40 protein-coding genes are annotated in these 23979 nt (G+C 48.4%); all 40 read left to right on the forward strand.

Annotation, left to right across the window (positions count from 1 at the left end; translation table 11 throughout):
* The coding region (gene rpsL / locus DI14_RS00790; RefSeq protein WP_034804015.1) for a 30S ribosomal protein S12 at positions 1-341 on the forward strand (341 nt) is incomplete at its 5' end.
* A gap of 52 nt (positions 342-393) precedes the next feature.
* Entirely contained in the window at positions 394-861 is a 468-nt protein-coding gene (gene rpsG, locus DI14_RS00795) for a 30S ribosomal protein S7 (protein ID WP_021066600.1), read from the forward strand.
* 116 nt (positions 862-977) lie between these two features.
* Positions 978-3056 (forward strand): elongation factor G, encoded by a 2079-nt coding sequence (fusA, locus tag DI14_RS00800; RefSeq protein WP_034804017.1) that lies wholly within the window; start codon positions 978-980, stop codon positions 3054-3056.
* A gap of 114 nt (positions 3057-3170) precedes the next feature.
* Entirely contained in the window at positions 3171-4358 is a 1188-nt protein-coding gene (tuf, locus tag DI14_RS00805; RefSeq protein WP_034804018.1) for an elongation factor Tu, read from the forward strand.
* 95 nt (positions 4359-4453) lie between these two features.
* Positions 4454-4963: a hypothetical protein gene (locus DI14_RS00810; RefSeq protein ID WP_034804021.1), complete on the forward strand. Its 510-nt coding sequence runs from the start codon at positions 4454-4456 to the stop codon at positions 4961-4963.
* A gap of 378 nt (positions 4964-5341) precedes the next feature.
* Positions 5342-5650, forward strand: coding sequence for a 30S ribosomal protein S10 (gene rpsJ / locus DI14_RS00815; protein WP_016508894.1), 309 nt, complete (start codon positions 5342-5344; stop codon positions 5648-5650).
* A 61-nt stretch (positions 5651-5711) separates the two neighbouring features.
* Positions 5712-6338 carry a 50S ribosomal protein L3 gene (gene rplC / locus DI14_RS00820; protein ID WP_024372182.1) on the forward strand — a complete coding sequence of 209 codons (627 nt, stop codon included), beginning with the start codon at positions 5712-5714 and terminating at the stop codon, positions 6336-6338.
* A 28-nt stretch (positions 6339-6366) separates the two neighbouring features.
* Positions 6367-6990, forward strand: coding sequence for a 50S ribosomal protein L4 (gene rplD, locus DI14_RS00825; protein ID WP_034804023.1), 624 nt, complete (start codon positions 6367-6369; stop codon positions 6988-6990).
* Positions 6990-7271 carry a 50S ribosomal protein L23 gene (rplW, locus tag DI14_RS00830; RefSeq protein WP_024372184.1) on the forward strand — a complete coding sequence of 94 codons (282 nt, stop codon included), beginning with the start codon at positions 6990-6992 and terminating at the stop codon, positions 7269-7271. The genes rplD and rplW overlap by 1 nt, the downstream gene beginning before the upstream one ends.
* Before the next feature lie 34 nt (positions 7272-7305).
* Positions 7306-8136 carry a 50S ribosomal protein L2 gene (rplB, locus tag DI14_RS00835; protein WP_034804025.1) on the forward strand — a complete coding sequence of 277 codons (831 nt, stop codon included), beginning with the start codon at positions 7306-7308 and terminating at the stop codon, positions 8134-8136.
* A gap of 66 nt (positions 8137-8202) precedes the next feature.
* Positions 8203-8478, forward strand: a complete 276-nt coding sequence (rpsS, locus tag DI14_RS00840; RefSeq protein ID WP_012727673.1) for a 30S ribosomal protein S19 — start codon at positions 8203-8205, stop codon at positions 8476-8478.
* A 20-nt stretch (positions 8479-8498) separates the two neighbouring features.
* Entirely contained in the window at positions 8499-8831 is a 333-nt protein-coding gene (rplV, locus tag DI14_RS00845) for a 50S ribosomal protein L22 (protein ID WP_024372186.1), read from the forward strand.
* 13 nt (positions 8832-8844) lie between these two features.
* Positions 8845-9504: a 30S ribosomal protein S3 gene (gene rpsC / locus DI14_RS00850; RefSeq protein ID WP_024372187.1), complete on the forward strand. Its 660-nt coding sequence runs from the start codon at positions 8845-8847 to the stop codon at positions 9502-9504.
* 32 nt (positions 9505-9536) lie between these two features.
* Positions 9537-9974: a 50S ribosomal protein L16 gene (gene rplP / locus DI14_RS00855; RefSeq protein ID WP_012727670.1), complete on the forward strand. Its 438-nt coding sequence runs from the start codon at positions 9537-9539 to the stop codon at positions 9972-9974.
* Positions 9961-10164, forward strand: coding sequence for a 50S ribosomal protein L29 (gene rpmC / locus DI14_RS00860; RefSeq protein ID WP_012727669.1), 204 nt, complete (start codon positions 9961-9963; stop codon positions 10162-10164). Before rplP ends, rpmC begins: the two co-directional genes overlap by 14 nt.
* Positions 10165-10197: 33 nt before the next feature.
* On the forward strand, positions 10198-10458 hold the full coding sequence (rpsQ, locus tag DI14_RS00865; RefSeq protein ID WP_034804034.1) for a 30S ribosomal protein S17: 261 nt from the start codon (positions 10198-10200) through the stop codon (positions 10456-10458).
* 43 nt (positions 10459-10501) lie between these two features.
* Positions 10502-10870 carry a 50S ribosomal protein L14 gene (rplN, locus tag DI14_RS00870; protein WP_012727667.1) on the forward strand — a complete coding sequence of 123 codons (369 nt, stop codon included), beginning with the start codon at positions 10502-10504 and terminating at the stop codon, positions 10868-10870.
* Positions 10871-10906: 36 nt separating this feature from the next.
* The gene (rplX, locus tag DI14_RS00875; RefSeq protein ID WP_021066612.1) at positions 10907-11215 is read left to right on the forward strand and encodes a 50S ribosomal protein L24; all 309 of its coding nucleotides are present in this window, start codon (positions 10907-10909) and stop codon (positions 11213-11215) included.
* Positions 11216-11247: 32 nt separating this feature from the next.
* On the forward strand, positions 11248-11787 hold the full coding sequence (rplE, locus tag DI14_RS00880) for a 50S ribosomal protein L5 (RefSeq protein ID WP_024372189.1): 540 nt from the start codon (positions 11248-11250) through the stop codon (positions 11785-11787).
* A 20-nt stretch (positions 11788-11807) separates the two neighbouring features.
* A complete protein-coding gene (gene rpsN / locus DI14_RS00885) occupies positions 11808-12077 on the forward strand; it encodes a 30S ribosomal protein S14 (RefSeq protein ID WP_034804036.1) in 270 nt (89 codons plus the stop codon).
* Between the two features lie 30 nt (positions 12078-12107).
* Positions 12108-12506 (forward strand): 30S ribosomal protein S8, encoded by a 399-nt coding sequence (gene rpsH, locus DI14_RS00890; RefSeq protein WP_034804038.1) that lies wholly within the window; start codon positions 12108-12110, stop codon positions 12504-12506.
* Between the two features lie 33 nt (positions 12507-12539).
* A complete protein-coding gene (gene rplF, locus DI14_RS00895; protein ID WP_024372191.1) occupies positions 12540-13079 on the forward strand; it encodes a 50S ribosomal protein L6 in 540 nt (179 codons plus the stop codon).
* A gap of 34 nt (positions 13080-13113) precedes the next feature.
* Positions 13114-13476 (forward strand): 50S ribosomal protein L18, encoded by a 363-nt coding sequence (gene rplR, locus DI14_RS00900; RefSeq protein WP_034804040.1) that lies wholly within the window; start codon positions 13114-13116, stop codon positions 13474-13476.
* 20 nt (positions 13477-13496) lie between these two features.
* Positions 13497-13997, forward strand: coding sequence for a 30S ribosomal protein S5 (rpsE, locus tag DI14_RS00905; protein WP_034804043.1), 501 nt, complete (start codon positions 13497-13499; stop codon positions 13995-13997).
* Between the two features lie 15 nt (positions 13998-14012).
* Positions 14013-14198: a 50S ribosomal protein L30 gene (rpmD, locus tag DI14_RS00910; RefSeq protein WP_024372193.1), complete on the forward strand. Its 186-nt coding sequence runs from the start codon at positions 14013-14015 to the stop codon at positions 14196-14198.
* Between the two features lie 33 nt (positions 14199-14231).
* On the forward strand, positions 14232-14672 hold the full coding sequence (gene rplO / locus DI14_RS00915; protein WP_021066618.1) for a 50S ribosomal protein L15: 441 nt from the start codon (positions 14232-14234) through the stop codon (positions 14670-14672).
* Positions 14672-15961, forward strand: coding sequence for a preprotein translocase subunit SecY (gene secY / locus DI14_RS00920; protein WP_034804046.1), 1290 nt, complete (start codon positions 14672-14674; stop codon positions 15959-15961). The genes rplO and secY overlap by 1 nt, the downstream gene beginning before the upstream one ends.
* Before the next feature lie 78 nt (positions 15962-16039).
* A complete protein-coding gene (locus tag DI14_RS00925; protein ID WP_034804049.1) occupies positions 16040-16690 on the forward strand; it encodes an adenylate kinase in 651 nt (216 codons plus the stop codon).
* On the forward strand, positions 16687-17445 hold the full coding sequence (map, locus tag DI14_RS00930) for a type I methionyl aminopeptidase (RefSeq protein WP_034804052.1): 759 nt from the start codon (positions 16687-16689) through the stop codon (positions 17443-17445). Before DI14_RS00925 ends, map begins: the two co-directional genes overlap by 4 nt.
* 105 nt (positions 17446-17550) lie before the next feature.
* Positions 17551-17769: a translation initiation factor IF-1 gene (infA, locus tag DI14_RS00935; protein ID WP_021066622.1), complete on the forward strand. Its 219-nt coding sequence runs from the start codon at positions 17551-17553 to the stop codon at positions 17767-17769.
* A gap of 30 nt (positions 17770-17799) precedes the next feature.
* A complete protein-coding gene (gene rpmJ, locus DI14_RS00940) occupies positions 17800-17913 on the forward strand; it encodes a 50S ribosomal protein L36 (protein ID WP_003156543.1) in 114 nt (37 codons plus the stop codon).
* 19 nt (positions 17914-17932) lie between these two features.
* Positions 17933-18298 (forward strand): 30S ribosomal protein S13, encoded by a 366-nt coding sequence (gene rpsM / locus DI14_RS00945; protein WP_024372197.1) that lies wholly within the window; start codon positions 17933-17935, stop codon positions 18296-18298.
* Between the two features lie 16 nt (positions 18299-18314).
* Positions 18315-18710, forward strand: coding sequence for a 30S ribosomal protein S11 (gene rpsK, locus DI14_RS00950; protein WP_034804056.1), 396 nt, complete (start codon positions 18315-18317; stop codon positions 18708-18710).
* 92 nt (positions 18711-18802) lie between these two features.
* Positions 18803-19747 carry a DNA-directed RNA polymerase subunit alpha gene (locus DI14_RS00955; RefSeq protein ID WP_021066625.1) on the forward strand — a complete coding sequence of 315 codons (945 nt, stop codon included), beginning with the start codon at positions 18803-18805 and terminating at the stop codon, positions 19745-19747.
* A gap of 24 nt (positions 19748-19771) precedes the next feature.
* Positions 19772-20125, forward strand: coding sequence for a 50S ribosomal protein L17 (gene rplQ / locus DI14_RS00960; RefSeq protein WP_012727650.1), 354 nt, complete (start codon positions 19772-19774; stop codon positions 20123-20125).
* A gap of 69 nt (positions 20126-20194) precedes the next feature.
* Positions 20195-21031, forward strand: a complete 837-nt coding sequence (locus DI14_RS00965; RefSeq protein WP_034804059.1) for an energy-coupling factor transporter ATPase — start codon at positions 20195-20197, stop codon at positions 21029-21031.
* Positions 21007-21885 (forward strand): energy-coupling factor transporter ATPase, encoded by an 879-nt coding sequence (locus DI14_RS00970; RefSeq protein ID WP_034804062.1) that lies wholly within the window; start codon positions 21007-21009, stop codon positions 21883-21885. Before DI14_RS00965 ends, DI14_RS00970 begins: the two co-directional genes overlap by 25 nt.
* Complete coding sequence (locus DI14_RS00975) at positions 21882-22673, forward strand: energy-coupling factor transporter transmembrane protein EcfT (protein WP_034804065.1); 792 nt, start codon at positions 21882-21884, stop codon at positions 22671-22673. The genes DI14_RS00970 and DI14_RS00975 overlap by 4 nt, the downstream gene beginning before the upstream one ends.
* On the forward strand, positions 22670-23410 hold the full coding sequence (gene truA / locus DI14_RS00980; RefSeq protein WP_034804067.1) for a tRNA pseudouridine(38-40) synthase TruA: 741 nt from the start codon (positions 22670-22672) through the stop codon (positions 23408-23410). The genes DI14_RS00975 and truA overlap by 4 nt, the downstream gene beginning before the upstream one ends.
* 154 nt (positions 23411-23564) lie before the next feature.
* Positions 23565-23979 (forward strand): 50S ribosomal protein L13 (rplM, locus tag DI14_RS00985; RefSeq protein WP_034804069.1); only part of this gene is annotated, 415 nt, incomplete at its 3' end.

Raw genomic sequence — 23979 nt, forward strand, 5'->3', positions numbered from 1 at the left:
ACAACAGTTTCATCAAGTCACAAACAAACGTGAACTCGCCACAAAAACGTGGTGTTTGTACACGTGTTGGTACAATGACTCCGAAGAAACCGAACTCGGCGTTACGTAAGTATGCTCGTGTTCGCTTGACGAACCAAATCGAAGTGACTGCGTACATCCCAGGTATTGGCCACAACCTTCAAGAGCACAGCGTTGTTCTTATCCGTGGAGGACGTGTAAAAGACTTACCAGGGGTACGTTACCACATCGTTCGTGGTGCGCTTGACACTGCAGGTGTTGACGGACGTATGCAAGGCCGTTCTAAATACGGTACGAAACGTCCGAAAGCTGCGAAGAAGTAATTCTCGCTTACTAAAACTACAACTACTGAAATTTTGAAAGGAGGGTACTCGGATGCGTAAAAACCGTGCAGAACGTCGTGACGTTATCGCAGATCCGATCTACAACTCGAAATTGGTAACTCGCCTCATTAACCGTGTCATGTTAGACGGTAAAAAAGGTACAGCTCAAACTATCATTTACAACGCATTTGGCCTCATCGCTGAACGCTCAGGCAAAGAGCCTATGGAAGTGTTCGAAGAAGCAATGAACAACATCATGCCTGTACTTGAAGTTAAAGCTCGCCGTGTTGGTGGAGCAAACTACCAAGTTCCTGTTGAAGTTCGTCCAGAGCGCCGTACGACACTTGGTCTTCGTTACCTCGTGAACTACGCTCGTCTCCGCAACGAGAAGACGATGGAGCAACGTATCGCGAACGAAATCATGGATGCAGCCAATAACACTGGTGCTTCAGTTAAGAAACGCGAAGACATGCATAAGATGGCAGAAGCGAACAAAGCGTTTGCTCACTATCGTTGGTAATTTAAACGTAAAGTCCACTCCACGTCACCAAGCGGTGGCTTAATGGAGTGGCTTTCGGGTATAATCATATCGTGTGCCAGCACACGAAAAACACATGCGGAAGGAGAATACCCAGTATGGCAAGAGAATTCTCCCTAAAGAATACTCGTAACATCGGGATCATGGCTCACATCGATGCCGGTAAAACGACAACGACTGAACGTATTCTTTATTATACAGGTCGTATCCACAAAATTGGTGAAACTCATGAAGGAGCTTCACAAATGGACTGGATGGAGCAGGAGCAAGAGCGTGGAATCACGATCACTTCTGCAGCGACAACTGCACAGTGGAATGGCCACCGTGTAAACATCATCGATACACCTGGACACGTAGACTTCACAGTTGAAGTTGAGCGTTCACTTCGTGTACTTGATGGCGCAGTAGCAGTACTTGATGCACAATCAGGTGTTGAACCACAAACAGAAACTGTATGGCGTCAAGCGACGACTTACGGTGTTCCACGTGTCGTATTCGTCAACAAGATGGATAAGATCGGTGCGGACTTCTTGTACTCGGTGAAAACACTTCACGAGCGTCTTCAAGCCAATGCACACCCAATCCAACTTCCAATCGGTGCGGAAGACGAATTCAAAGGAATCGTTGACCTCGTCGAAATGAAGACGTACATGTACTCGAACGACCTCGGTACAGACATCGAAGTAATCGAAGGCTTCCCAGCTGACATGGCTGACCAAGCTGAAGAACTTCGCGGTCAATTGATCGAAGCGGTCGCGGACTACAACGAAGAGTTGATGATGAAATACCTCGAAGGCGAAGAGATCTCAATCGAAGAACTCAAAGCTGGTATTCGTAAAGCAACACTCAGCGTAGAATTCTACCCTGTACTCGTTGGTTCGGCCTTCAAAAACAAAGGTGTTCAATTGATGTTGGACGCAGTTGTTGATTACCTCCCATCACCAGTTGATGTTGAGTCAATCAAAGGGGTTAACCTCGATACAGAAGAAGAAATCACGCGTGAACCTTCGGATGAAGCGCCGTTCTCGGCACTCGCATTCAAAGTCATGACTGACCCTTACGTCGGTAAATTGACATTCTTCCGTGTGTACTCTGGTACAGCACAAGCTGGTTCGTATGTGAAGAACTCGACTAAAGGGAAGCGTGAGCGTCTCGGTCGTATCCTTCAAATGCACGCGAACAGCCGTGAAGAAATTCCAATGGTATACGCTGGTGACATCGCCGCAGCTGTTGGTCTTAAAGATACAACGACTGGTGATACGCTTTGCTCAGAGAAAGACAACGTCGTTCTCGAGTCAATGACATTCCCAGAACCGGTTATCTCGGTCGCAATCGAGCCTAAATCGAAAGCTGACCAAGACAAGATGGGTCAAGCCCTCGCGAAACTCGCAGAAGAGGATCCAACATTCCGCACTGAAACAAACCAAGAGACAGGTCAAACGATCATCTCTGGTATGGGTGAGCTTCACCTTGATATCCTCGTTGACCGTATGCGTCGCGAATTCAAAGTAGAAGCAAACGTTGGTGCACCACAAGTTGCTTACCGTGAGACAATCCGTGGCGCTGCGAAGATCGATTCGAAATTCGTACGTCAATCGGGTGGACGCGGTCAGTACGGTCACGTTGTCGTAGAATTCGAGCCGAACGAAGAAGGCGCTGGATTCGCATTCGAGAACAAGATCGTCGGTGGTGTTGTCCCACGTGAATACGTCCCAGCTGTTCAAAACGGGATTGAAGAAGCTCTCGAAAACGGTATCCTCGCTGGCTACCCAGTAGTTGACGTTAAAGCTGCCCTCGTCTTCGGATCGTACCACGATGTCGACTCGAACGAGATGGCGTTTAAAGTTGCTGCTTCGATGGCGGTTAAACAACTTAAGGAACAAGCGAAAGCTGTTATCCTTGAGCCAATGATGCGTGTTGAAGTTGTTATCCCAGAAGAATACTTGGGAGACATCATGGGTGACGTCACGTCACGCCGTGGACGCGTAGAAGGTATGGAAGCACGCGGTAACGCACAAGTCGTTAAGGCGATGGTTCCACTTTCGGAAATGTTCGGATATGCAACGTCACTTCGTTCACGTACACAAGGACGCGGAACGTACTCGATGCACTTCGACCACTACGAAGAAGTACCGAAGTCAATTGCTGAAGAAATCATCAAAAAAGCGAACGGCTAATAACGGTTGTAACGCTGAATTGATTGTTGTAAGCTAAGGAGGACGTATGTTAAAAGTAGCCTACGTCTTCCTAGTTAAATAAAAACTAATTGTCTAATAGAGGAGGAATCTAGAATGGGTAAAGAAAAATTCGACCGTTCTAAACCGCACGTTAACGTTGGTACAATCGGCCACGTCGACCACGGTAAAACTACTTTGACTGCAGCAATCTCTGCTGTACTTTCAAAAGCACAAGGTAAGACTGCTACGAAGTTTGACCAAATCGATGGTGCTCCTGAAGAGCGCGAGCGCGGTATCACAATCGCAACAGCTCACATCGAGTACGAAACTGAGAAACGCCACTATGCACACGTTGACTGCCCAGGTCACGCTGACTATGTTAAAAACATGATCACTGGTGCTGCACAAATGGACGGCGCGATCCTCGTTGTTTCTGCAACAGATGGCCCAATGCCACAAACACGTGAGCACATCCTTCTTTCACGTCAAGTAGGTGTTCCTTTCATCGTCGTATTCATGAACAAAGTTGACATGGTTGACGACGAAGAACTCCTCGAGCTCGTTGAAATGGAAATCCGTGAACTTCTTTCTGAGTACGACTTCCCAGGCGACGACCTTCCAGTAATCAAAGGTTCAGCACTTGGCGCGCTTAACGGCGAAGCTCAGTGGGAAGAAAAAATCATGGAACTCATGAACGCTGTTGATGAGTACATCCCTGAGCCAGTTCGTGACACGGACAAAGACTTCATGATGCCAGTTGAGGACGTATTCTCAATCACTGGTCGCGGTACTGTAGCGACTGGTCGTGTTGAGCGTGGTGTTCTCCGCGTCAACGACGAAGTTGAAATCGTTGGTCTTACAGAAGAAACGAAGAAAACTGTATGTACTGGTGTAGAGATGTTCCGTAAGCTTCTCGACTACGCTGAAGCTGGCGACAACATCGGTGCACTTCTCCGTGGTGTATCACGCGACGACATCGAGCGTGGACAAGTACTCGCTAAGCCAGGTTCAATCACGCCACACTCGAAGTTCAAAGCTTCAATCTACGTTCTTTCTAAAGAAGAGGGTGGCCGTCACACGCCATTCTTCGCGAACTACCGTCCGCAGTTCTACTTCCGTACAACTGACGTAACAGGTATCGTTCACCTTCCAGAAGGTACTGAAATGGTAATGCCAGGAGACAACATCGAGTTGACGATCGAATTGATTTCTACAATCGCGATCGAAGACGGAACACGTTTCTCAATCCGTGAGGGTGGCCGTACTGTAGGTGCTGGTTCTGTAACACAAATCATCGAGTAATCGATGTTCAAAGCGGTCCGCATTTGCGGATCGCTTTTTTTGTTTAGGTGGCGTCATGGTAAGATAGCACATATGGAATCAAAGGAGCGATGATGATGAAAGAGAAACTAGAGACGCTGTGCCGATTGAACGGAATCGAATGCCGCATCGGGGGTTCGACGTTACTGAAACATCATGGACTCATCGACGTGGCAAATGATTTCGATATTTTTGTAGAACCCGATCAATTTGAGCGACTTGATAACGTGCTCAGTCGAGTTGGGGAAAAGCGTGATTCAAAACCGCATGCCGATTATTTAACAACGTACTTTGGTGAGTATGAAGTTGAAGGGGTGGAGGTCGATGTGATGGCGTCGTTTCGGATGAAGTGCACGGACGGCATCTATACACATCCATACGTCGAGCCCGTGAACGGCTGGATGCATCTCGAGGAGTGGGCCGTGCTTTACACGGTCATGGAGCGAACGGATAAAGTCGACCGTATCAAGGCGTATTTCCACGATCATGCATTCGATAAGGCGATTGTTCGAAAGTGCCTCTTGCGGGCCCCGGATTCGATTGTCGAGCAGGTGATGACGCGGTTTCAAGATGAAATGAAACGCTAGGTCGAGTTGACACAGGAGTTCGTTTCGAAAATAGTTCAACAAAAGAAAGAAAATAGCTTGCAAATGGCTCGGAATCTTGTTACATTAGTGAACGTTGAATAACTAATCAGACATCCGGCGCGTTCAAAAAAATCAAATCTTGCAATTCATTTGCGGATTCGATATAATGATTAAGTGTTTGTGCGAGTGGTGAGAGACTTTACAGCAGAAAACGGGTCCAATCGTTGATTTGCAATGATCGGATGCCTCTGCAGACACAAGCACGCTGCGATGAAGCGGGAGGTTATGACACGCCAGGCAGCTTTGCCATGGCCGGTGTGGAAATTTCCGCGGAGAACTGTCTATTTTTAAAATAGGCGACAAAGGAGGGAAACTTACATGGCAAATGAAAAAATCCGTATTCGTTTAAAAGCATACGACCATCGCGTTCTCGATCAATCAGCTGAGAAAATCGTTGAAACTGCGAAGCGTTCAGGTGCAAAGGTTTCGGGACCAATCCCGCTTCCAACTGACAAATCGATCTACACGATTCTTCGTGCGGTTCACAAGTACAAAGATGCTCGTGAGCAGTTCGAGATGCGTACACACAAACGCTTGATCGACATCGTCAACCCAACACCAAAAACGGTTGATGCGCTTATGCGCCTCGAATTACCATCAGGTGTTGACATCGAAATCAAACTTTAATTCTTCATATAGTAGATACTAGCCAGAAGAGACAATAATTATTAAACAGGAGGTGTATCTCATGGCTAAAGGAATCTTAGGAACAAAACTCGGTATGACTCAAATCTTCAACGAAGCAGGCGAAGTCGTACCAGTAACAGTAGTTGCTGTCGAAGGAAACGTTGTGCTTCAACTTAAAACAGTTGAAACGGACGGTTACGAAGCAGTCCAACTCGGTTTCAGCGACGTGAAAGAATCACGTCAAAACAAACCGGCAAAAGGTCACGCTGCGAAAGCAAACGCGACACCTAAGCGCTTCATCAAAGAGATTCGTACTTCAGTAGAAGGATACGAAATCGGTCAAGAGATCAAGGCGGACATTTTCGCTGCAGGTGAATTAGTAGACGTTACAGGTACTTCAAAAGGTAAAGGATTCCAAGGTGCGATCAAGCGTCACGGACAATCACGTGGACCAATGGCTCACGGTTCGCGCTACCACCGTCGTCCTGGTTCGATGGGTCCTGTAGCTCCTAACCGCGTATTCAAAGGGAAACTTCTTCCTGGTCAAATGGGCGGCGAGCGTAAAACGATTCAAAACCTTGAAGTTGTTAAAGTTGACGTGGAACGCGGCCTTGTACTCGTTAAAGGCGCAATCCCAGGCGCTCGCAAGTCGAACGTCATCATCAAAACAGCGGTAAAAGGTAACTAATTAACTGCACGGAAAGGAGGAATTACGAATGCCTAAAGTAGCTTTGCTTAACCAAACAGGTTCACAAGTTGGCGAAATCGAATTGGCAGAAGCCATCTTCGGTATCGAGCCAAACGATTCAGTACTTTATGACGCGATCGTCATGCAACAAGCATCACGCCGTCAAGGTACTCACGATACGAAAGGTCGCTCGGAAGTACGCGGTGGCGGCCGTAAACCATGGAAACAAAAGGGAACTGGTCGTGCGCGCCAAGGTTCGATCCGCTCACCACAATGGGTTGGTGGTGGAACAGTCTTCGGTCCAACTCCACGTTCATACTCTTACAAGCTTCCTAAGAAAGTTCGTCGTCTTGCACTTCTCTCGGCTTTGTCGACTAAAGTACAAAACAACGAAATGATCGTCCTCGAAGGCCTTGCTTTCGATGCACCAAAAACAAAAGATATGGCTGCTGTACTTAACAGCCTTTCAGTAGAACGTAAGGCTCTCGTAGTCACAGCGGACTACAATGAGACTATCGCTCTCGCAGCTCGTAACATCCCAGGAGTGACTGTGATCGAAGCAGCAGGCGTGAACGTTCTTGACCTCGTTGCTAACGACAAAGTCATCTTCACTAAAGATGCGGTTGCGAAGGTAGAGGAGGTGCTTGCATAATGGCTCAAGCATACGATATCATCAAACGCCCGATCATCACTGAGCGTTCAGTTAGCCTCATGGAAGCTAACAAATACGTTTTCGAGATCGAAGTTAAAGCGACTAAATCGCAAGTGAAACACGCTATCGAAACAATCTTCAACGTGAAAGTTGCTTCGGTAAACACAATGAACATGAAACCGAAAGCGAAACGTGTCGGTCGTCACTCTGGTTACACATCGCGTCGTAAGAAAGCGATCGTAACTCTTGCTGAAGGCAACACAATCGACTTCCTCGGTTAATTGATTACTTTACAAGAAAAGGAGGGAATCCTCGATGGCAATTAAAAAGTTTAAGCCGACCACTAACGGTCGCCGTAACATGACATCTCTCGACTTTGCAGAGATCACTACGAATCGCCCTGAAAAATCGTTAACTGAAAAGCTTTCGAAAAAAGGCGGACGTAACAACCAAGGTCGTTTGACTGTACGTCACCAAGGTGGCGGACACAAACGTAAATACCGTATCATCGATTTCAAACGTAACAAAGATGGCATCGTCGGACGCGTAGCAACGATCGAGTACGATCCAAACCGTTCAGCGAACATCGCCCTCATCAACTATGCAGATGGTGAGAAACGTTACATCCTCGCTCCTAAAGGGATCAAAGTAGGCATGGAAATCATGGCTGGCCCAGAAGCGGACATCAAAGTAGGGAACGCGTTGCCACTCGCAAACATCCCTGTCGGTACTACTGTCCACAACATCGAGCTTAAGCCTGGTAAAGGCGGTCAGCTTGTTCGTGCGGCTGGTGCATCGGCACAAATCCAAGGACGTGACGGCAAGTACGTCATCGTTCGTCTTCAATCAGGTGAATCACGCTTGTTCCTCGGCACTTGCCGCGCGACAGTCGGTTCAGTTGGTAACGAAGAACACGAACTCGTTAACATCGGTAAAGCAGGACGTTCACGTTGGTTAGGCAAACGCCCAACAGTACGTGGTTCTGTCATGAACCCGGTTGATCACCCACACGGTGGTGGTGAAGGTCGTGCGCCAATCGGTCGTTCGGGCCCACTTACTCCTTGGGGTAAACCAGCTCTTGGTCTTAAAACACGTAAGAAAAACAAATCGAGCGACATGTACATTCTCCGTCGCCGTAAGAAATAATCACTACATGATTCTCGGGCGGTTCGAAAGGGCCGTTCCCGAATCATTCCAAAGGGAGGTTCTATCATGGGTCGCAGCTTGAAAAAAGGTCCATTCGCAGATCACCACTTGCTCGCTAAAGTTGACAAACTCAACGAATCTGGTGAGAAGCAGGTTATTAAAACTTGGTCACGTCGCTCGACGATCTTCCCAGAATTCATGGGTCACACGTTCGGTGTACACGATGGTCGCAAACACGTACCAGTATTCGTGACAGAAGACATGGTTGGTCACAAACTTGGTGAGTTCGCTCCAACACGCACGTACAAAGGTCACGGATCAGACAAGAAAACGAAACGGTAATTTGAGGGGAGGTCAAATCCATGCAAGCTAAAGCATCAGCTAATATGGTCCGTCTTGCTCCTCGCAAAGCACGTCTCGTTGTAGACTTAATTCGCGGGAAACAAGTCGGCGAAGCGCTCTCTGTCCTTGCTCACACGAACAAGGCAGCGTCGCCAGTTGTTGAAAAAGTATTGAAGTCGGCAATTGCTAACGCAGAGCACAACTACGATATGAACATTGAGAACCTTGTCGTTACAGAAGCATTTGTTAACGAAGGTCCAACACTCAAACGCTTCCGCCCACGTGCGATGGGTCGCGCAAGCCGTATTAACAAACGCACAAGCCACATCCACATCGTGGTAACTGAAAAATAAGGAGGGATATGTAGTGGGTCAAAAGGTAAATCCGCACGGTCTTCGCGTTGGTATTATCAAAGACTGGGATTCGCGTTGGTACGCTGAGAAAGACTACGCAGATCTCCTTCATGAAGACTTCGTTATTCGTGAATATATCGAAAACAAAATGAAGGATGCTAGTGTTTCTAAAGTAGAAATCGAGCGCGCTGCAAACCGCGTAAACATTTCGCTTCACACTGCGAAACCAGGTATGGTTATCGGTAAAGGTGGTTCGGAAATCGAGTCACTCCGTAAAAACATCACGAAACTTGCAGAAGGCAAACGTGTTCACATCAACGTTGTTGAAGTGAAAAACGCGGACGCTGTTGCAAAACTCGTTGCTGAAAACATCGCTCGTCAATTGGAAGGTCGCGTATCTTTCCGTCGTGCAATGAAGCAATCAATTCAACGTTCGATGCGCACTGGCATCAAAGGGATCAAAACAGAAGTTTCTGGTCGTCTTGGTGGCGCTGACATCGCTCGTTCAGAGAAGTACTCGGAAGGAACAGTTCCACTTCACACACTCCGTGCCGATATCGACTACGGAACAGCTGAAGCAGACACAACTTACGGTAAAATCGGAATTAAAGTCTGGTTGTACCATGGTGAAGTTCTTCCAACAAAAAACAACACAGCGAAAAACGCTGAATAATAAACACTCTTTCAGGAAGGAGGCAACACACTATGTTGTTACCTAAACGCGTGAAATATCGTCGTGTACACCGTGGTAAAATGCGCGGGAATGCAAAACGCGGCACAACAGTACATTTCGGTGAATTCGGTCTCCAAGCTCTCGAAGCGAGCTGGATCACAAACCGTCAAATCGAATCAGCACGTATCGCAATGACACGTTATATGAAACGTGGTGGTAAAGTGTGGATCAAGATCTTCCCACACAAACCATACACGAAAAAGCCTCTCGAAGTCCGAATGGGTTCGGGTAAAGGTGCTCCAGAAGGCTGGGTAGCTGTAGTTAAGCCTGGCAAAGTAATGTTCGAAATCGCAGGTGTATCTGAGGAAGTGGCACGTGAGGCACTTCGTCTTGCATCGCACAAACTTCCAGTTAAATGTAAGTTCGTGAAACGTGAAGAAAATGGTGGTGATACGAATGAAAGCAACTGATCTCCGTCAATCAACAACTGAAGAGCTCAACGGTAAAGTCGGCGAGTGGAAAGAAGAACTCTTTAACCTTCGTTTCCAATTAGCTACAGGTCAGCTTGAGAATCCTGCTCGTATCCGTGAAGTACGCAAGTCGATTGCGCGTGCTAAAACGATTCTTCGTGAACGCGAACTCGGCATCAACAACGGCTAATCTAATCGGATTCTTGAAGAGGAGGTAACACTCATGGAACGCAATCAGCGTAAAGTGCTCACTGGACGCGTCGTGTCTGACAAAATGGACAAAACGATCGTCGTTGCAGTTGAAACAAAAGTACGTCATAAGCTTTATGGTAAGCGTGTAAACTACACGAAGAAATTTAAAGCGCATGATGAGAACAATGTCGCTAAAGTTGGCGATATCGTACGCATCGCGGAAACACGTCCACTTTCGAAAGACAAACGTTTCCGTCTCGTAACAGTAATTGAAGAATCAGTAATCATCTAATAACAGTTCGGATCTATAAACATCCGGAGGGAGGTACACTCGCATGATTCAACAAGAATCTCGCTTGAAAGTAGCAGACAACTCTGGCGCGCGTGAACTGTTGACAATTAAAGTCCTCGGTGGTTCAGGTCGTAAGACTGCAAACATCGGTGACATCATCGTCGCGACGGTAAAACAAGCAACACCAGGTGGCGTTGTTAAAAAAGGTGACGTTGTCAGAGCAGTTGTCGTTCGTACAAAACGCGGCGCTCGTCGTAAAGATGGTTCGTACATCCGTTTCGATGAGAACGCAGCAGTCATCATCAAAGATGACAAGAGCCCACGCGGCACACGGATCTTCGGGCCAGTTGCACGTGAACTTCGTGAAAAAGAATTCATGAAGATCGTTTCGTTGGCACCGGAAGTACTTTAATTTCCAATTTCAATCCTATAAGGAGGTGCGCAAACGATGCATGTTAAAAAAGGCGATACAGTCCAGGTAATGTCTGGTAAAGATAAAGGCAAGCAAGGGGTTATCCTCAAAGCGATGCCAAGCAAGAACCGCGTAGTCGTAGAAGGTATCAACGTGATTAAAAAACACTCGAAACCATCACAAGCGAATCCACAAGGCGGTATCCTTGAAATCGAAGCACCAATTCACGTCTCGAACGTCATGCCACTCGACCCGAAAACGGGCAAACCAACTCGTGTTGGTTTCAAAGTAGTCGATGGTAAAAAAGTTCGTGTCGCGAAATCGGGCGAAGTACTCGATAAATAAGAAGAACGTGACGAAAGGAGGTCCATTCGACTATGAACCGTTTGCAAGAGAAGTATAAAAGCGACATCGTGAAAGCGATGATGGATAAATTCAACTATGACTCAGTCATGCAAGTACCGAAGGTCGACAAGATCGTCATCAACATGGGTGTAGGTGACGCTGTTTCGAACTCGAAAGCACTTGATATGGCAGTGGAAGAATTATCAATTCTTTCTGGTCAAAAACCACTCGTAACGAAGGCTAAGAAATCAATCGCTGGTTTCAAACTTCGTGAAGGCATGCCAATCGGAGCGAAAGTAACACTTCGCGGCGAGCGCATGTACGATTTCCTCGACAAATTGGTAACTGTTTCACTTCCACGTGTACGTGACTTCCGCGGTGTATCGAAGAAAGCATTCGACGGACGCGGTAACTACACGCTTGGCGTGAAAGAGCAACTTATTTTCCCTGAGATCGATTACGATAAAGTATCTAAAGTACGCGGTATGGACATCGTTGTTGTTACAACAGCGAACACAGACGAAGAAGCTCGTGAATTGCTCACACTTCTCGGAATGCCATTCCAAAAATAATCTAAAGGGAGGTCGACAACATGGCTAAAAAGTCAATGGTGAATCGCGAAATCAAACGCGAGAAACTCGTTGCCCAGTACGCTGAAAAACGTGCGAAGCTTAAAGCTGAAGGCGATTATATCGGACTCAGCAAATTGCCACGTAACTCGTCACCTGTTCGCTTGCACAACCGTTGCAGCATCACAGGTCGTCCACATGGTTACATGGGTAAATTCGGGATCAGCCGTATCAAGTTCCGTGATCTTGCATACAAAGGTCAAATCCCTGGTGTTAAAAAAGCAAGCTGGTAATCCACTAAAGTGTGAAAGGAGGTACATCGCATGGTAATGACAGACCCAATTGCAGATATGCTTACACGTATCCGTAACGCTAACATGGTTCGCCATGAAAAATTGGAGCTTCCAGCTTCGAACATCAAACGTGAGGTTGCAGAGATCCTCAAGCGTGAAGGTTTCATTCGCGATGTTGAATATATCGAGGACGCTAAACAAGGTACACTTCGTCTTTTCCTTAAATATGGAGCAAGCAACGAACGTGTTATCACTGGTCTCAAACGTATTTCGAAACCAGGTCTTCGCGTATATGCAAAAGCAGATGAAGTACCAAAAGTACTCGGAGGACTCGGTATCGCAGTTCTTTCGACATCAAAAGGTCTTATGACTGATAAAGAAGCTCGCCAACAACAAGTCGGCGGCGAAGTGATCGCCTACATCTGGTAAGTCACTTTTCTAACAAGAACGGAGGTGTAATCAATGTCACGTATTGGTAAAAAACCAGTTACGATTCCAGCTGGCGTTACTGTCACGGTTGCAGAAGACAACACGGTCACAGTAAAAGGTGCTAAAGGTGAACTTTCGCTTTCAGCTAACCCAGCATTGGAAATCAAAGTTGAAGAGAACGAATTGACTGTCGTTCGTCCGGATGACTCGAAAGAGAACCGTACGATCCACGGTACGACACGTGCCCTTATCGCCAACATGGTGGAAGGTGTGTCTAACGGATTCCAGAAAACACTTGAGATCTCAGGGGTTGGTTACCGTGCTGCTAAGCAAGGGAACAAACTCGTCCTCAGCCTCGGTTACTCGCACCCAATCGAGTACGTTGCTGAAGAAGGTATCGAGATCGAAGTACCTTCAAACACGCAAATCATCGTAAAAGGGATTAACAAAGAGCGCGTCGGTCACGTTGCTGCTCAAATCCGCTCGTACCGTGCTCCAGAACCTTACAAAGGTAAAGGTGTTCGTTACTCTGATGAACGTATTCGCCGTAAAGAAGGTAAGACTGGTAAGTAATTCGTCACGAAATGAACGGAAAGGAGTGGCATAAATGATCACAAAAGCAGATAAAAATGCAGTTCGTAAAAAGCGTCATGCTCGTGTACGTCGTACGATCTCGGGGACAGCAGTTCGTCCACGTTTGAACGTCTTCCGCTCAAGCAAACACATTTACGTACAACTCATCGATGACGCGTCACAAACAACGCTTGTGTCAGCATCTTCGAAAGATAAAGCTCTCGATCTTACAAACGGTGGTAACGTTGAAGCAGCGAAAGCTGTCGGTAAACTTGCTGCTGAACGTGCACTCGAGAAAGGTATCGACACAGTTGTGTTCGACCGTGGTGGATACCTCTATCATGGCCGCGTCAAAGCTGTTGCTGAAGCAGCTCGTGAAGCAGGTCTTAAATTCTAATAAAAAGGAGGGGACACTCGATGCGCCAGTTAGACGTTAACATGGAACAACTCGAAGAACGCGTTGTTACCGTAAACCGCGTCGCGAAAGTCGTGAAAGGTGGCCGTCGCTTCCGTTTCGCCGCTCTCGTCGTCGTAGGTGACAAAAATGGTCACGTCGGTTTCGGTACAGGTAAGGCACAAGAGGTGCCAGAAGCGATCCGCAAGGCTATTGAAGCCGCTAAGAAAAACATGGTTAAAGTACCAATGGTCGGTACAACGATTCCACACGAAATCACAGGAGTATTCGGAGCAGGTCGTGTATTCATGAAACCAGCTTCTGAAGGTACTGGGGTTATCGCAGGTGGTCCGGTTCGTGCCGTACTCGAACTTGCAGGTGTAGGTGACATCCTTTCGAAATCGTTAGGTTCGAACACACCAATCAACATCGTCCGCGCGACGGTACAAGGCTTGACAGAGCTTAAAAAAGCAGAGGAAGTTGCTAAACTACGCGGTAAAAGCGTAGAAGAACTTCTTAAATAAGGGAGGGAACTAGACATGGCGAAACTCGCAATCACCCTCACACGCAGCATTATTGGCCGTCCTGAGGATCAGCGTGTAACAGTACGTACACTTGGTCTTCGCAAAATGCATCAGACAGTCGTTGTCCCTGACAACGTCGCGATGCGCGGTATGGTCAAAAAAGTGTCGCACCTTGTGACTGTAAAAGAAATCAACGAATAATCAAAAGATCTTATTAAATAAGGAGGTGCCACTATGAAACTCCATGAATTGAAGCCAACTCCAGGTTCACGTCACGAACGCAACCGTGTCGGTCGCGGTATGGCGACTGGTAACGGTAAAACTTCTGGCCGTGGACACAAAGGTCAAAAAGCTCGTTCGGGCGGTGGCGTTCGTCCAGGATTTGAAGGTGGGCAAAACCCACTCTACCGTCGTCTTCCAAAACGCGGTTTCAACAACCCGACTCGTAAAGAGTACGCAGTTGTATCCCTAGACACGCTTAACCGTTTCGAGGCAGGTACTGAAGTAACTCCAGAACTCTTAATCGAGACTGGTGTTGTCAGCTCTGCTAAAGACGGGATCAAAGTACTTGCTAACGGCAAGCTTGAAACGAAATTGACTGTAAAAGCCAACAAATTCTCGGGTGCAGCGAAAGAAGCGATCGAAGCAGCTGGCGGTTCAGTTGAGGTGATCTGATGTTTCAGACGATCTCCAATATGTGGCGCGTGAAAGATATTCGACAGCGTATTCTCTTCACACTCGCAATCATCATCATTTTCCGCATCGGGGCCCATATCCCGGTGCCGATGGTGAATACGGATGTGTTGCGTTTTGACTCAGGTGGTCTTCTCGACTTCCTGAACTTGTTTGGAGGAAATGCTTTACAGAACTTCTCCCTGTTCGCAATGGGGATCATGCCGTACATTACGGCATCGATCGTCGTACAACTCTTACAGATGGATGTCGTTCCGAAGTTTGCCGAATGGGCAAAACAAGGAGAGGCGGGTCGTAAGAAGTTAGCGACGGTCACGCGCTATGGGACGATCATCTTAGGATTTATTCAAGCGACATCATTGTCGTTCGGATTCAACCGCCTCTACCCAGGTCTCGTCAATGAGACGTGGGGAACGGCTACCTACTTTGTGATCGCGATTGTACTCACTGCAGGTACAGCGTTCTTGATGTTCTTAGGTGAGATGACGACGGAGAGAGGTGTTGGGAATGGTATTTCCATCATTATCTTCGCCGGTATCGTCGCTGGGTTCCCAAGAATCTTCACGCAGATTTATGAGACGAAGCTCCAAAATGCTGGAGACGCGTTATTCATTAACGTTGTTTACTTGGTTGTATTGGCACTCGTTATTTTGGCTGTGACGGTTGGGATCATTTATGTTCAACAAGCGGCACGCAAAATTCCGATTCAATATGCGAAGCGTACGGCGAACCGCACCCCTGTGGGCGGTCAGTCAACGCACTTGCCAATCAAGCTAAACGCGGCTGGTGTTATCCCGGTTATCTTCGCGATTTCCTTCATGGTGACACCGCCAACTGTTGCAAGCTTCATTGCTTCTCCTGAAACGACGCAGAAGTTGCAGACCTACTTCGATACGACAGCTCCGATTGGAATGTCCATCTATGTAGCGCTCATCATCGCGTTCGCTTACTTCTATACATTCGTTCAGGTTAACCCGGAACAGATGGCAGAAAACTTGCAGAAGCAAGGTGGTTATATCCCTGGGATTCGTCCTGGGGCGCAAACAGAACAGTACATCACGAAGTTGCTTTATCGATTGACGTTCTTCGGGGCGATCTTCTTATCGGTCGTCGCGATCATGCCGACAATCTTCATTAAGCTTGCCGGTCTCCCAACTTCGGTGCAAATCGGAGGAACGAGCTTGTTGATCGTCATCGGGGTAGCCCTCGAGACGATGAAACAAATCGAAAGCCAACTCGTAAAACGACACTACAAAGGCTTTATCCGTTAAAGCGGAAGGAAGGGTAAACCCTTCCTTCCTGTCGTGTTACGACTAGTTCGTGAAAAACAAAACTGGAGGCTAACTGAGATGAATCTAGTACTCATGGGCTTACCGGGTGCAGGGAAAGGGACTCAAGCGGCGAAAATCGTCGAAGAGTACCAAATCCCACACATTTCGACAGGCGACATGTTTCGTGCGGCAATCAAAGGCGGAACGCCACTCGGCAAAGAAGCAAAATCGTTCATGGATAAAGGCGAACTCGTACCGGATGAGGTTACAATCGGAATCGTACGTGAGCGCTTAAGTCAAGATGACACGAAGAACGGCTTCCTACTCGATGGATTCCCGCGTACTGTTGCTCAAGCAGAGGCACTCGAAAGTTTGCTTAAAGATTTGGGAAAACAGATTGACCATGTCGTGAACATCGATGTGGATGCGGAAATTCTCGTCCCGCGTTTGACAGGTCGTTGGATCTGCCCGACGTGTGGTGCGACATATCACGTCATCTTCAACCCACCAAAAGTGGAAGGGATTTGTGATGTGGATGGGTCGGCTCTCATGCAACGTGAAGACGATAAAGAGGAAACGGTTCGCCGTCGCCTTGACGTCAACGTCGAGCAATCGAAACCACTCATTGACTTTTACGCTGAAAAAGGGTATCTTCGTACATTGGATGGAGATCGTCCAATCGATGTCGTTTACGCCGATGTCAAAGCGTTACTCGGTGATACTGAATGATCATCACGAAGACGCCTCGTGAAATTGCGATTATGCGTGAGGCTGGGCAAATTGTTGCTCGAACGCACCAGGTGCTTAAACAGCACATCAAACCAGGAATTACAACGCTTGAGCTCGACCGGATTGCGGAAGATTATATTCGCAGCCAAGGTGCAACACCTTCGTTCAAAGGTTACAACGGGTTTACCGGTAGCGTTTGTGCGTCGGTGAATGAAGAGCTTGTTCATGGCATTCCGGGGGAACGGGTATTGAACGACGGAGATATCATCTCCATCGACATCGGTGCCCATTACAACGGATACCATGGAGACTCTGCCTGGACTTATCCAGTCGGAACAATCTCGGACGAGACGCAGCGGTTACTTGACGTAACCGAAGAAAGTCTGTATAAAGGATTGGAGCACGCCAAGGCTGGACAGCGATTAACGGATATCTCGCATGCGATTCAAGCGTATGTCGAGGCACACGATTTTTCTGTCGTCCGCGAATACGTCGGTCATGGTGTCGGTCAAAATTTGCATGAAGAACCGCAAATCCCACACTATGGTCCACCGGGGAAAGGGCCACGCCTGAAGACTGGAATGACGTTAGCTATCGAACCGATGGTGAACGCTGGTCAACGCTATGTTCGAACACTGGCTGACAACTGGACAGTTGTGACAGTGGACGGTAGCATGTGCGCCCACTTTGAGCACACCATCGCCATCACAGACGATGGATACGAGATTTTAACGAAACTCGATTCCGGTGAATGAGGCTCTATTGCTTCGTGCTGATCCGTTACGGATCCTTCTCTCACAGTACAATGCGATAGATCGTCTGTGCTCCTAAATATCTTCATATAGAAAGGGGAATAAATGATGGCGAAACAAGATGTCATTGAAGTGGAAGGCACTGTTGTCGAACCACTTCCAAACGCAATGTTTAAAGTGGAGTTAGAAAACGGCCACACGGTGCTCGCGCACGTCTCAGGGAAAATTCGGATGCACTACATTCGAATCCTTCCAGGTGACCGCGTAACTGTCGAGTTGTCTCCGTACGACTTGACTCGCGGGCGGATTACGTACCGTTACAAGTAACTCCGATTTTTCCAGGAGGAGGGTATAATCATGAAAGTAAGACCGTCGGTAAAACCGATCTGCGAAAAATGTAAAGTTATTCGTCGTAAGGGTAAAGTAATGGTAATTTGCGAAAACCCGAAACACAAACAAAAACAAGGTTAATCTAAGAGGAGGTGCACACATGGCACGTATTGCTGGTGTAGATATTCCACGCGAAAAACGTATCGTTATTTCGCTCACATACATCTTTGGTATTGGTAAAACAAGAGCACAAGAAATTTTGAAGGCTGCAAACGTATCTGAAGATTCACGCACACGTGATTTGACAGAGGACGAAATCAACCGCATCCGTGAAGCAATTGACGGAATCAAAGTTGAAGGTGACCTTCGTCGTGAAGTTTCACTCAACATTAAGCGTTTGATCGAAATCGGCGCATATCGCGGTGTTCGTCACCGTCGTAGTCTCCCTGTTCGCGGTCAAAACACGAAGAACAACTCGCGTACTCGTAAAGGCCCACGCCGTACAGTAGCGAACAAGAAGAAGTAAAGGAGGGAATTGAACAATGGCGAAACGTAAGCAAAACGTACGTTCTAAACGTAAAGTTAAAAAACATGTTGAATCTGGTGTGGTCCACATCCGTTCTACATTCAACAACACAATCATCACAATCACTGATACGCAAGGTAACGCGATCTCATGGGCTACTTCTGGTAACCTTGGATTTAAAGGATCACGTAAATCGACTCCGTTCGCAGCACAATTGGCTGCTGAAACTGCAGCGAAAGTTGCAATGGACAACGGTATGCGTACAGTAGAAGTTAACGTTAAAGGTCCTGGTGCTGGACGTGAAGCGGCTATCCGTGCCCTCCAAGCTACTGGTCTTGAAGTAACTGCAATCCGTGACGTAACACCAGTTCCGCACAACGGTTGCCGCCCTCCAAAACGTCGCCGCGTATAATCGCTTGAGCGTGTGATGGGCACTCCTAGCACGGACAGCATATACAATGCAGTGCAAACTGCATGGCAGGATACACTCAAGGAGGGGTTCAGATGATCGAGATTGAAAAACCAAAGATCGAAACGGTCGAAATCAGCGAGGATGCTACGTTTGGTAAATTCGTAGTCGAACCGCTTGAACGTGGATATGGCACGACTCTTGGTAACTCACTACGTCGAATTTTATTGTCATCGCTTCCTGGTGCAGCGGTAACGGCAGTTCAAATCGATGGCGTGCTTCACGAGTTCTCTACGATTGACGGTGTCGTCGAAGACGTCACACAAATCGTATTAAACCTGAAGAAGTTAGCGCTCAAAGTGTACTCGGACGAAGAGAAGACGCTTGAGATTAACGTTTCAAGTGCCGGTGCTGTCACTGCGGCAGACATTACCCATGATAGCGACGTTGAAATCTTGAATCCTGAGCTCCACATCGCGACTCTCGCTGACAACGCGACGCTTCGCATGCGTTTGACTGCTCGCCGTGGTCGTGGTTACGTCCAGGCAGAAGACAACAAACGTGATGATATGCCGATTGGTGTCATTCCAATCGATTCGATCTACACACCGATTCAACGTGTAAACTACGAAGTAGATAAAACACGTGTCGGTCAAGACGCTAGCTTCGATAAGCTTCTATTAGACGTGTGGACAGATGGTTCAATCCGTCCGGAAGAAGCGGTATCGCTCGGGGCGAAAATTTTGACAGAACACTTGAACATTTTTGTTGGCTTGACGGACGAAGCTCTCAATGCAGAAATCATGGTCGAGAAAGAAGAAGACCAAAAAGAAAAAGTACTCGAAATGACGATTGAAGAACTCGATCTTTCAGTTCGTTCGTACAACTGCTTGAAGCGCGCCGGCATCAACACTGTTCAAGAACTCGCAAACAAATCAGAGGAAGAGATGATGAAAGTCCGTAACCTCGGACGTAAATCACTCGAAGAAGTTCAACTCAAGTTGGACGAGCTCGGTTTGGGCTTGCGTAAAGAAGACTAAGTTCAACCGAAGGAGGGAAATGTAATGGCTTATTCGAAACTTGGCCGTACAAGCTCACAACGTAAGGCACTTTTGCGTGATCTTGCAACTGACCTTATTATCAACGAGCGCATTCAAACAACTGAACAAAAAGCGAAAGAACTTCGCCCAGTCGTTGAAAAATTGATCACTCTTGGGAAACGTGGCGATCTTCATGCCCGTCGTCAAGTTGCTTCATTCGTTCGCAAAGAGAACGCTGGAGAAAAAGACGCAATCCAAAAATTGTTCGAAGACGTGGCACCACGCTACGCTGAACGTCAAGGTGGATACACGCGCATCATGAAAGTCGGCCCACGCCGCGGTGACGGTGCAGAAGTTGTAATCATCGAACTCGTCTAATTCATTAGGCAGTCAACAGGGCATGCGGTGACGTATTGCCCTGTTTCCACATCGGAAAGGAGTCGTCAGATGGAACCTCAAATTATGGTACGCGATATCGTGTTTCGTTACCCGGGACAAACCGAGCCTGCCCTTAACGGGTTGTCGCTCGATGTATACAAAGGGGAATGGCTCGCCATCGTCGGCCATAACGGTTCTGGCAAGTCGACTTTAACGAAATTGTGGAACGGGCTTTTGCTTCCCCAAGAAGGAGAGGTCCGGGTAGAGTCACTCGATCCGACGGACGCCACAGACGTGTGGGACGTCCGGAAACGGGTCGGTGTCGTCTTCCAAAATCCTGACAACCAGTTTGTCGGGGCGACCGTGCGCGATGATGTGGCATTCTCTCTCGAAAACATGGGACTTCCACGTCAAGAAATGGTTCGTCGAATTGATGACAGTCTAGCGCGCGTTGGATTATCGGAACTAGCGGACCGTGAACCGCATCAGTTATCCGGTGGACAAAAGCAGCGTGTTGCGATTGCTTCGGCTCTCGCAATGCGCCCGCATGTCCTCGTGCTCGATGAAGCGACCTCGATGCTCGACCCGATTGGGCGCAAAGAGGTGTTACAAACGGTACGACAGCTCGTCTCGGAAGGGATGACCGTTGTCGCCATTACCCACGAGCTCGACGAAGTGTTGTTTGCTGACCGTATCATTGCCCTGTCAAAAGGCGAAATTGCCATGACAGGCACTCCTGAAGACGTGTTTCAACGTCCGGACGCATTACGTGCCATTCAACTGGATGTGCCGTTCATCGTCAGGATGCAACTCGAACTGAAGGAACGCGGCATTCCACTCGATCGTCTGATGCTACAACATTCGGAGTTGGTGAATCATCTATGCCGATTAGCATTGAAGAAGTGACCTATTTGTACCAATTGAATACTCCGTTTGAACGAACCGCGCTGCGCGATGTGAATGTATCCATTCCGTCGGGAGCGCTTGTTGCGTTTCTTGGCCATACCGGCTCAGGGAAGTCGACACTCGTCCAACATTTGAACGGATTGTTGCGCCCGACGAAAGGGCGTGTCGTCGTCGATGACATCGAAGTCCGGGCCATCACGAAACGTCGTGACAAAAAAGAAAGCTTACTACCGCTTCGGCGCCGCGTTGGGCTCGTCTTCCAATATCCCGAACATCAGCTGTTCGAAGAGACGGTCGAACGCGACGTCATGTTTGGTCCGCGCAACTTCGGCGCGACCGAGGCCGAAGCGAAAGAACGGGCCCATACCGCCTTACGTCTCGTCGGGCTAGACGAGTCGCTGTGGACCCGTTCACCATTTGACTTGTCTGGGGGTCAGATGCGTCGTGTGGCGATTGCAGGCGTGCTTGCAAGCCGTCCAGACGTCCTCGTCGTTGATGAGCCGACAGCAGGACTCGATCCGCTCGGGCGCCGCGACATGCTCAGTTTGTTCAAACGCTTAAAACATGAACTTGATTTGACGCTCATTCTCGTGTCGCACGACATGGACGACGTCTTGACGTATGCCGAGCGTGTCGTCGTGATGGAACGCGGCGCTGTCGCCTTCGACGGGGACCCGTTCGACTTATTCCGTGATGAAGCGCTCGTCACGTCGTTACAACTCGACGTTCCGAACGTGCTCCGGATGGCCCAAGCGTTCGAGCCGACGTTCGGGACAATCCCGCCGGCATTACGGACCGAGGCGGAACTTGCCGATTGGATTGCGCTGCATCTTCGGAAGGAGGGGTCCGTTTGATTATCGGGCAATATATCCCGGGACACTCGTGGCTCCATTCGCTCGACGCCCGGGCGAAGACGTTGTTCGTCCTCTTGTTTATCCCGATTGTCTTCTTGGCGGATAACTTATGGACGAACGTATTTTTGCTGGCGTTCACGTTGTTCGCCGTCAAACTGTCCCAACTGTCGTGGCGTTTTCTGTGGAACGGTTTACGAATGATCCTGTTCTTGATTATCTTCACGCTGTTCTTGCAACTGTTCTTCAATCGGGACGGGCAGTTGCTCCTTTCGATCGGGCCGTTTGCGATTTACTCGGAAGGGATTCGGATGGGGATGATCGTCTCGCTCCGTTTCTTCTATCTCGTCATGCTGACGACGCTCGTGACGCTCACGACGACACCGATGGAACTGACCGACTCGATCGAGGCCGGACTCCGTCCGCTCGAACGGTTCAAAGTGCCGGCCCATGAGATCGCCCTCATGTTGTCCATCTCACTTCGTTTCTTGCCGACGCTTGCCGACGAGACCGATCGCATCATGAAAGCCCAACAAGCTCGCGGCGTCGATTTGAAGAGCGGCCCCGTTAAAGACCGGTTGAAGGCGGTCGTCCCACTCATGATTCCGTTATTCGTATCGGCGTTTAAACGGGCTGAGGATCTCGCCACGGCGATGGAGGCCCGCGGGTATCGTGGGGGGGAAGGACGGACAAGATGGCGTGAGATGACGTGGCATCGCCGTGATACGGGCTTACTCGTCGCGTTCGTCGTGTTGACACTCATCTTATTAGGATTGCGAGGGATTGGATGAGACGGATTAAATTGACGATCGCTTATGACGGGACGAACTACGCAGGCTATCAAGTACAACCGAACGGCAACACGATTCAAGCCGAGGTCGAGGCCGTGCTAGCGCGGATGCATGGGCAACGCGTTAAAGTCGTCGCCTCAGGCCGCACTGATGCACGTGTTCACGCGAAAGGCCAAGTGCTCCACTTTGACACGCAGTTACAAATGCCGGCGGACCGGTTCGTCAAAGCGTTGAACGCGATGCTACCGGACGACATCCATGCTTGTTCGGCGGAAGAGACCGAAACGTCATTTCACGCCCGTTACGGGGCGAAGCGGAAGGAGTATCGGTACGTCATCCGCCAGGACGTGGATCCGTTTCGTCGGCACCATGCCGTGACGGTGACATATCCGCTTGACGTCGAGCGGATGCGACAAGCACTCGCTCATTTGGTCGGGACGCATGACTTCACGTCGTTCTCCGTGACGAAGGCGGAAGTCGAGGATCGTGTCCGGACCATCTATGAGGCAGAGCTCGTCGAAACCGGGGAAGAGATGTACTTCCGGTTCGTCGGGTCGGGGTTCCTATACAATCAAGTCCGCATCATGGTCGGCACCGTGTTGGAAGTGGGCCGAGGGAAGTATGAGCCTCGGGACATCGAGCGAATGTTGGCGGAAAAAGACCGTCGGGTTGCTGGAATTACAGCTCCGCCGCACGGCCTTTATTTATGGAATGTGAATTATGAAAAAGTAGATTGACATTCCCCTTATAAAATCGTATTATATTCATTGGCATTTCATTTTCAATATTGAGAGATGAACCACAATCTTAGCCCCGTAAACTAGGATTATGATAAAGCATCACCCAAGCAGTAAAAAATTAAGCGAACAGACATTTTAGGAGGTATTCCACATGCGCACGACATTCATGGCAAAAGCATCTGAAGTAGAACGCAAATGGCTCCTTATCGACGCAGAAGGCAAAACACTTGGTCGTTTGACTAGTGAAGTAGCATCACTTCTTCGCGGTAAGCACAAGCCGACTTTCACACCACACGTTGATTGCGGAGACCACGTCATCATCATCAACGCTGAGAAAATTCACTTAACTGGTAACAAGTTGAATGACAAGATCTACTACCGTCATTCAGGTCATCCAGGCGGTTTGAAATCACAAACTGCAAAAGAGCTTCTTGCAAAACGCCCAGAGCGTATGCTTGAACTCGCGATCAAAGGGATGCTTCCAAAAGGATCACTCGGTCGTCAATCATTCAACAAACTCCACGTTTACGCTGGAGCTGAGCACAAGCACGAAGCACAAAAACCAG

This window comes from Exiguobacterium sp. AB2, from assembly GCF_000696055.1.
In the GTDB taxonomy this organism is placed as follows: domain Bacteria; phylum Bacillota; class Bacilli; order Exiguobacteriales; family Exiguobacteriaceae; genus Exiguobacterium; species Exiguobacterium alkaliphilum.